At 35.9% G+C, this 8,687-nt stretch carries 9 protein-coding genes; 5 read left to right on the top strand and 4 right to left on the bottom strand.

Annotated elements, in window-relative coordinates:
- Nucleotides 1-89: 89 nt before the first annotated feature.
- The 3 genes from RTY06_RS08360 to RTY06_RS08350 all read right to left on the bottom strand — a co-directional run bounded on the left by RTY06_RS08360 (nucleotide 90) and on the right by RTY06_RS08350 (nucleotide 3,287).
- Nucleotides 90-2,411, bottom strand: a complete 2,322-nt coding sequence (locus RTY06_RS08360) for a TonB-dependent receptor domain-containing protein (RefSeq protein ID WP_312824194.1) — start codon at nucleotides 2,409-2,411, stop codon at nucleotides 90-92.
- Between the two features lie 43 nt (nucleotides 2,412-2,454).
- Nucleotides 2,455-2,847 (bottom strand): heavy-metal-associated domain-containing protein, encoded by a 393-nt coding sequence (locus RTY06_RS08355; protein WP_312824188.1) that lies wholly within the window; start codon nucleotides 2,845-2,847, stop codon nucleotides 2,455-2,457.
- Between the two features lie 95 nt (nucleotides 2,848-2,942).
- Nucleotides 2,943-3,287 carry a hypothetical protein gene (locus RTY06_RS08350; RefSeq protein WP_312824187.1) on the bottom strand — a complete coding sequence of 115 codons (345 nt, stop codon included), beginning with the start codon at nucleotides 3,285-3,287 and terminating at the stop codon, nucleotides 2,943-2,945.
- A 176-nt stretch (nucleotides 3,288-3,463) separates the two neighbouring features.
- Here RTY06_RS08350 and RTY06_RS08345 point away from each other — a divergent pair, with 176 nt between their 5' ends.
- From RTY06_RS08345 to tsaB, 5 genes are all read left to right on the top strand, one after another.
- On the top strand, nucleotides 3,464-4,822 hold the full coding sequence (locus RTY06_RS08345; RefSeq protein ID WP_312824186.1) for an acyl-CoA dehydrogenase family protein: 1,359 nt from the start codon (nucleotides 3,464-3,466) through the stop codon (nucleotides 4,820-4,822).
- 49 nt (nucleotides 4,823-4,871) lie between these two features.
- A complete protein-coding gene (msrB, locus tag RTY06_RS08340) occupies nucleotides 4,872-5,411 on the top strand; it encodes a peptide-methionine (R)-S-oxide reductase MsrB (protein WP_312824185.1) in 540 nt (179 codons plus the stop codon).
- A 71-nt stretch (nucleotides 5,412-5,482) separates the two neighbouring features.
- Complete coding sequence (locus RTY06_RS08335; protein WP_312824184.1) at nucleotides 5,483-6,235, top strand: SDR family NAD(P)-dependent oxidoreductase; 753 nt, start codon at nucleotides 5,483-5,485, stop codon at nucleotides 6,233-6,235.
- A gap of 7 nt (nucleotides 6,236-6,242) precedes the next feature.
- Complete coding sequence (locus tag RTY06_RS08330; RefSeq protein WP_312824183.1) at nucleotides 6,243-6,671, top strand: nuclear transport factor 2 family protein; 429 nt, start codon at nucleotides 6,243-6,245, stop codon at nucleotides 6,669-6,671.
- A 27-nt stretch (nucleotides 6,672-6,698) separates the two neighbouring features.
- Complete coding sequence (gene tsaB / locus RTY06_RS08325) at nucleotides 6,699-7,385, top strand: tRNA (adenosine(37)-N6)-threonylcarbamoyltransferase complex dimerization subunit type 1 TsaB (protein WP_312824181.1); 687 nt, start codon at nucleotides 6,699-6,701, stop codon at nucleotides 7,383-7,385.
- Here the strand turns inward: tsaB and RTY06_RS08320 are convergent, their stop codons facing one another.
- Nucleotides 7,386-8,585 (bottom strand): PQQ-dependent sugar dehydrogenase, encoded by a 1,200-nt coding sequence (locus tag RTY06_RS08320; protein WP_312824179.1) that lies wholly within the window; start codon nucleotides 8,583-8,585, stop codon nucleotides 7,386-7,388.
- Nucleotides 8,586-8,687 lie beyond the last annotated feature (102 nt).

Genomic DNA, 8,687 nt, shown 5'->3' with positions numbered 1-8,687 from the left:
CTTCTCATAAAAAATGCCCCTAAAAAGTGTATAACTTTTTGGGGGCAGTCCAAATGTGACGAGGTTTTTTTATAATTATTTTTAAAGATTTAAAACTTAAAATCTACACCAACATAGAAATTCTGTTTCATAATCGGCGCATAAACCATTCCTCCGTCAAAGTAATTTCCAAAAGGATTACCTGCATCCAGAATCGCAACTTTTTGCTGGTAACCGGTTAAGTTTTCTCCTCCTAAATAAACTCTGATTTTCTCAGAAAAGTTTCTGGAAATCTGAGCATTCAAAGTTGCATAACTTGGTGAATAATCTGCTAATTGAAATTCTGTAGGATTTGATTTTGTATTCGGAAGTCTTTGTTTTCCAACTAAATTCAAAGTCGTGTCAAAGCTCCAAAATCTGCCTTTTTCAGTTTTATTGGTTGAATAAGCCAAGTTCGCAAATCCACGATGTTTTGCCATAAATGGCACTTTTTTCAGTCCGCTTAGATAATCCAAAGCAACATCGTAATATTTGTAAGCCAATCTGAAATCTAAGTTTTTAATCGGCTGAAAATCCCATTGTGTCTGGAAACTGTTGGCGAAAGATTTTCCTTCAAGATTGTAAAACAAAATTTTCTGAGCAGATTCATCCAAATCGGTTACAACCTGATTCTGGAAATCTGTTCTGAAAAAATCAGCTAAAATCGTGGATTTTCTTCCAAATAATTTGAATTCTTGTTGTAAACTCACGCCATAATTCCAAGCGATTTCCGGTTTCAAACCATAGATTTCACCACCATTATTGATGATTTGGATTTGACGATTGGATGCAAAATAAGATTGACTTTCTGCAAAGATATTCGCAGTTCGGAAACCTCGTCCAGCCGAAATTCTGAAAATCGTTTTCGGCGTCAAATCATATTTGAAATTCATTCTCGGCGTAAACTGTGTTCCAGCAAGATTATGGAAATCAACACGCGCACCTGTTACCAAAGTGAATTTTTCACCTGTCAAAGTATATTCTGCAAACAATCCAGGAACAGTTTCGGTTCTTTTGTAATTGTCCAAAAGATAATCTTCATCGTATTTATCATAAAGGAAACTCGCACCAACTTTATATTTGTTATTCGTATTTCCGATGATACTTTCGAAAATCAAATTAGAATAATAAGACGTTTCTTTTCCAAAATAATTTCTCAATCCAAAAAAGCTATCTTGCTGATGATAAGTCAATTGATTCATCCAACCCAAGCTTTGATAAGGTTTCCCTTTGAAAACATAACCTGTTTTATTCCATAATTGAAATCTTGAGATATCAATTCCAACACCATAAAGCGATTGGTCTTTTTGAGGAATCCTTTTATTAAATCCGATTTGTCCCGCCGTTCTTTCATCTTTCAGATAATTAATTCCGAAATGCGAAGCAAATCCTGAATTCACCAAATCATTGTAATTCAAAAGATAAGCAACATTTAACTGACTTCCTTTTGGTCTGTCAAGAAAACCGTCATCGTTCATATCTGTATCTCCAAAAGTTCCATTTCCGTGGAGTAAAACACTTTGAGTCCATTTGTCAGAAATTGGAGAAGTACTCGTCACATTGGCTTCAACTCGACCATTGTTATCAGAAAACAAATTGATTTCCGTTTCCGATTTTTTATCATCTTCGTTAGACTTCAAAAGTTCCGTATTGATTTGTCCAGTAATACTTTCGTAACCATTTACAACCGTGCTTCCGCCTTTTGTTAATTGGATTCCGCCAATCCATTTTCCAGGAATAAAATTGAGTCCATAAGGTGAAGCCAATCCACGGATTTCAGGTAATTGTTCTTTGGTCAAAAGTGTATATTTCTGGTCAAGTCCGAGCATTTTTAATTGCTTAGTTCCCGTAACCGCATTACTGAACGAAACATCCACAGTTGCATTAGTTTCAAAACTTTCGGAAAGATTACAGCAAGCCGCTTTTAACAATTCTTTGGAACTGATATTGAAAATCAATCCTGCTTCTTTTTTGTTGATGGCAGTCGCTTCTTTTTCTCTCGTCAGTTTTACACCTTCAATTTGATTGGTTTTTTTATCAGAATCTGAGTGATGTTCAAGCGTGTCAATCGGTTTTTCGAAATCAGAACCTCTTGTGTATAGACAACACGCAGGCAAGTTTTTGTAAGCATCTTCAGGCGCTTTGAATTTCTCGTTATCGTGACCAACTTCAGCGATTTGTTTCAGAATATCGTCGCATTGCACTTTCGATTCTTCAAGCGTCATCGTCAAAGTCTGATTTTCTGCAGTCCAGTTGGCTGTTTGTGCTCCTGCTTTCAAGGCTGCTTTTTCTATTCTGGCTTTGCACATATTGCAATTTCCTTTTACCAAAAACTGTTCTGTAACGGTTTGCGCGAATGAAAATATCGAACAAAAGAGCAGCACAGAAAACATAAGTTTTCTACTTAAATAATTCATCGTCAAAAATTTAAATTAATTACTTAAGCTCGCAGACTTGTTTTGTATTAGCATTTTTTGCCAATTTTTTGCTGTTGTCAGGACGGTCGTACTGGCAGCAAGCGTCTAAATCATCGTAAGTTTTGTCAGAAGCACGGAACATTTCGTTGTCGTGACCAACATTGGCTACGCTTTTCAGGATTGCTTTTTTGTCAGTTTTAGAAGCGTCATAACTCACGGTCAAGACTTTTTTGCTCATACTCCAGTCGGCTGATTTTACATTTTTATCAGCTTTAACAGCGGTTTCGATGCGTTCTTTGCACATTCCGCAGTTGCCTTCTACTTTGGCTTTGAAAGATTTGGTTTGAGCAGAAAAATTTGAAAATAGAAATATAGAAAGGAATAAAATTCCTGATTTTATGATTGTATTCATTTTGATTAATTTTAATTGTTTGATAATAATGTCTTTGTAAAATTGCCCCCTGAATTGTCAATCTGAGGCTCTCGAAGACATTTAAATAAAAAAAATTAACCAAGTTTAGGCGGTTGCCAAATATTGAAAGACCTTGCTAAAGGTGATTGAGAATAGTAAGAAAAAGGATTGTTGATTTCGAAAACCAAAGTTTTCAGTTTGTTGTCGAAATTATTCAGAACAACAGAAAAAACGAATCCCGAACTGCAGGTTTTGCAAGTGGTGCAATTGTCTTTGCAGTCTTTTTCTTTTTTGGAATCGTGATGACAAGAATCTGATTTTTTCTCTTCTTTTTTGCAACACTCAGAATCTGATTTCTGAGCTTCACAACAAGAACTCTGAGCCAACTGAACATTAAAATTTTGCCTCGGAAATACAAAAATCCCCAAACATAAAATCATTAATATCAATTGAAACCTTCTCAACATCGTTTTGCAAAATTAGCAAATACAAAATAAACGAACCACAGAAGACACAAAGATTTTTTGTCTTTATATTAAAAAACCGGTAAACTTTTGTGCCTTTTGTGGTTTACAATTTAGGAATATTCTTTGCATTCTACAAGAAAACAGAATCTATGAACAGCACTATTTCCAAAATCAAAGGAATTTTTAATCTCCTGAAACATATCGATATAGACCAAATCTCCAAAATCTCACAAAAAGTTGACCTTCCAAAACTGATGAATCAGTTCTCAAAATTGGATGAAAATCAAATCAAAGGTTTGACGAAAATGCTCGATTCTTCTGGCAAGAAAAAAGAATTACCACCGATTAATGGCGATTTTTATGAATTACATATGAAACTGACGGATGAGCAAAGAGCAATTCAGTTAAAAGTCCGTGAGTTTATGGAAAAAGAAGCAAAACCTTTGGTCAACGATTATTGGCTGCACGATGATTTTCCACACGAACTCATCCCAAAATTCAAAAAACTGAATCTCTGCGGTGTCACTTACGAAGGTTACGGTTGTCCGAACCTTCCTTTCTTAATGGAAGGTGTTATTGCAATGGAAATCGCCAGAGTTGATGCATCTTTAGCTACATTTTTCGGAGTTCAATCTGGATTATCAATGGGCTCAATTTATATGTGCGGTTCCGAAGAACAGAAACAAAAATACCTTCCGAAGATGCAACAATTCGATTTGATTGGCGCATTTGGATTGACAGAACCAGAAGTTGGTTCTGGCGCAGCAGGCGGATTGACAACAACCTGCAAAAAAGTAGAAGGCGGCTGGATTCTGAACGGACAGAAAAAATGGATTGGTAATGCGACTTTTGCTGATGTGATTATTATTTGGGCAAGAGATTTAGATGACAATCAAGTCAAAGGTTTCATTGTCGAAAAAGGAACGGAAGGTTTTTCGGTCGAAAAAATCAAAGGAAAAATGGCACTCCGAATTGTTCAAAACGGATTGATTACAATGAAAGATTGTTTCGTTGCCGATTCTCAAAAAATGGAACACGCCAACAGTTTCAAAGACACAGCAAAAGTCCTCCAAATGACAAGAGCAGGCGTTGCTTGGATGGCGACAGGCTGCGCAAGAGGAGCTTACGAAAGTGCTTTGGATTATACCAGAAAACGTAAGCAATTTGGAAAACCGATTGCTTCCTTTCAATTGATTCAAGGGCATTTGGTAGAAATGTTATCGAATTTGACAGCAATGCAAACTTTGGTTTTCAGATTGTCCGAAATGCAAGATGCTGATATTTTGAAAGACGAACACGCTTCCTTAGCAAAAGTCTTCTGTAGCCTGAGAACGCGTGATGTTGTGGCGCAAGCAAGAGAAGTAATGGGTGGAAATGGAATTCTTTTGGAACACGATGTTGCCCGCTTTGTTGCCGATGCAGAAGCCATTTATTCTTATGAAGGAACCAAAGAAATCAACTCGTTGATTGTTGGTCGCTCGATTACTGGAATGAGTGCATTTGTTTAGATATCTTATGTTAATGAATTTTCGCTTTAATTGTTGTAAATTTATTTCAATGAAAAAAGTAGTTTTTTTAATATTAATCAGTTTATTTTTGCAACAATGTGCGCAGAAAAAAATTGATTTAACCAAACCTCAACAACAAACAACAATGGAAGATAACACACACGCCAACAATCCCTATTATTCAAGAACTGACAAAACCAAACTGAATGTTTCCAACGAAGAATGGAAAAAAATCCTTGCTCCTGAAGTTTACGCCATCGCAAGAGAAGCCAATACAGAATATCCTTTCACAGGAAAATATAATGATTTCGATGAAGTTGGAGAATATTACTGCGCTGTTTGCGGTAATCATTTGTTCCGTTCGAGCTCTAAATTTGCGAGTACTTGTGGCTGGCCAAGTTTCTTCGAAGCAGATAAAGATGGCGTAATTTACAAGAGAGATTCTTCTCACGGAATGGAACGCATCGAAGTTCTTTGCAAACGTTGCGATTCACACTTAGGGCACGTTTTTAATGATGGTCCGCCACCAACAGGAACTCGATATTGTATGAATTCTGTTAGTCTGGATTTCCAGAGAGATAAGAAATAAATCAATCCCGAATAATTCGGGATTTTTCTTTTTTATGACTTAATTTTGTATCAACTAAATCTAATTTAAAATTGAAAACAATATTCATCACCGGAGCAACTTCCGGAATCGGGAAAGCAACTGCAATTCTATTAGCAACGCAAAAAAACAGATTGATTCTCTGCGGAAGAAATAAAACGGTTCTCAAAGAACTCAAAACAGAATTGTCAAAAGAAACTGAAGTTTTTACTTTGAGTTTTGATGTCAGAAATTCTGAGGAAGTTTTTTCTGCCATCAATTCACTTCCGGAAAATTGGAAAAATATAGATGTCTTGATTAATAATGCTGGAAACGCTCACGGACTTGACCCAATTTCTGAAGGAAATATCGATGACTGGAACTTAATGATGGATGGAAATGTGAAAGGTTTATTATATGTTTCTCAACCGATTATCAAATTGATGAAAGAAAAACAAAACGGGCAAATCATCAACATCAGCTCGGTTGCGGCAAGACAAACTTATGCGAATGGTGTGGTTTATTGTGCTTCTAAAAAAGCCGTTGATGTAATTTCGGAAGGAATGAGAATCGAGTTGACAGAATTTGGGATTCGTGTGACTAATATTCAGCCGGGAGCTGTTGAAACTGATTTCTCGAAAGTAAGATTCAAAGGTGATGATGAAAGAGCTGCGACAGTTTATGCGGGTTACGAACCTTTAGTTGCAGAAGATATTGCGGATGCGATTGCTTATTGCATCAATGTTCCGGAAAGAGTTTCGGTTTCTGATATGACGATTTATCCGAAAGCACAAGCAGAGCCAAGGACAATTTATAGAAAATTATAATCTGATAATGAGGTTTTTAAGTTTAATTTTCTGCTTGTTTTTTGTTGCCGGATTTTCTCAGATTTATTCTAAGAAAGAAAAAACATTGTTGAGTCAGGTTTTAAAACTGGATTCTTTGATGGAAAATAATGATTCTAAGATTTTAGAATTGTTTTCTGATGATGTTTCTTTTGGGCATTCTAATGGCTGGATTCAGAATAAAGATGATTTCAGAAAAGATTTCGAATCCGGAAAAGTGAAATATCAATCTATTAAACAAACTAAATTAAAGGAATTTAAAATTAAAAATAAATTCGCAAATATCAGAAGAATCATAGCTGTCAAAGGACTTTACAAAAACGAAGCTTTTGAAATGAAGCTTTCAGTTCTCGAATTTTGGATTAAGCAAAAAGGAATCTGGAAATTGTGGAGCCGGCAGAGTGTGAGTTTGAAATAATTCTTCCTTAATTCTTACATTTGCAGAATGAAAATCCTTCACATAGAAACCTCGTCCAAAAACTGTTCTGTTGCCATTTCTGATGGTGAAAATCTGCTTTGCCTTTGCGAAGAAGTTTCCGATAATTATAAACAATCCGAAAATCTTCACAGTTTTGTTGAATGGGCTTTGGAAGGCGCAGAAATTTCTTTGAAAGATTTGGATGCTGTTTCTTTGGGCAAAGGTCCGGGTTCTTATACAGGTCTTAGAATTGGAGCGGCTTCTGCAAAAGGCTTTTGTTATGGTTTGAAGCTTCCTTTGATTGCTGTTAATTCTTTAGATTCTATGGTTGAAGAATTCGTTAATCAAGGTTTTGAATTAATTATTCCTTTGATTGATGCCAGAAGAATGGAAGTTTACACCGCTTTTTTCGATGGGAAATCAGGCGAAATGATTTCTGAAACCGAAGCCAAAATCCTAGATGAAAATTCCTTTTCAGAATTATCTGACAAGAAAATTCTCTTTATTGGAGACGGTGCAAAAAAAGCTCAAGAAATCCTGAATCTTCCTAATGCGGAATTCAAATCGGATATTTATCCTTCAGCAAAAGGCTTGATTAAAAAATCGGTTGAAAAATTCAATCTAAAAGATTTTGAAAATGTGGCTTACTTTGAACCCTTTTATCTAAAAGATTTTCAAGGAATTAAAAAAGCCGATAGAGTTAAAAAACAATAATTATTTCTTAGAAATCCTATACAATTTCCCACTGTCCGTCACCGCATAAAGATTCCCGTCTTTCCCATCAAAAACATCACGGAATCTCTCGCCTTGGTCTTCTAATAACCTTTCTTCTCCGACAACTTTGTTGTTTTCAAGAATAATTCTGTTGATTTTTTCGCCACTGAGACAAGCAATGAAAAGATTGTTTTTCCACTCAACAATGTTTCCCGTATAAAATGTAATTCCACTTGGAGAAATCACCGGATCCCAATAATAAACGGGCTGTTCCAAATCATCTTTTTTTGTCAATCCATTATTGATTTTCTGTCCAGAATATTCGATTCCGTAAGTAATTGTTGGCCAGCCGTAATTTTTTCCAGGTTGTATGAGGTTGATTTCATCTCCACCTCTTGGTCCCATTTCGGTTTCCCAAAGTTCGCCGGTTTCTGGATGAATGGCAATTCCCTGAGGATTTCTGTGTCCGTAAGAATAGATTTCTGGCTGAGCTTTGTTGCTTCCGATAAAAGGATTTCCTGCGGCAGGTTTTCCGTTTTTATCGATTTTAATAATTTTTCCCAAATATGCTTTTAAATCCTGAGCCAACGGACGTGTTTCCAAGTCCGACCTTTCACCTGTACTTACGAAAAGATTTCCTGATTTATCAAAAGTCAATCGACTTCCGTAATGAAGTCTTCCATCATAAGAAGGTGTTGCTCGGAAAATAACTTTGACGTTTTCCACTTTGTTTGTCGACAGAATACCTTTTGCAACAGAAGTCAAATTCCCCTTTTCATAAGGTTCTGAAAATGACCAATAAATCGTTTGATTATTTTCAAAATCCGGGTCAATCACAATATCAAGAAGTCCGCCTTGTCCGCGACTATCAACTTTCGGAAGACCCGTTATTTTTGTTACATATTTTCCGTCTGGAGACACAAGATTGATAAATCCTGTTTTCTCAGTAATCAGAAAATTATGATTGGGCAATTGTGCAATTCCCCAAGGTTTGTCAAGTTTTGTATTGATAACATCAACCTGATATTCTGTCTGCGTTTTGTAACCCATCACTCTCGTTTGTCCTTCAAAAGTTGGTTTGTTGTTGGAATTTGGTTTCTCTTTTTCTACTGGAGGAAGGTTTTTGATAGATTCTTTTTCCTGACAAGAAATCAAAATCGTTGAAAAACAAAACATTGGAAGAATAATGGACTTCAGCATAACAGATATTTTTTCTAATGAATGGAAAAATAGTGCCACCAAAAAAATCTTAATTAAATTTTTTTTCCACTTACCTCCTGTTTTTGACGGGGCTTGTTTTAA

The sequence above is a fragment of the Epilithonimonas sp. genome, assembly GCF_032055105.1.
Lineage (GTDB): Bacteria > Bacteroidota > Bacteroidia > Flavobacteriales > Weeksellaceae > Epilithonimonas.
This window is presented reverse-complemented; position numbering and strand designations above follow the sequence as displayed.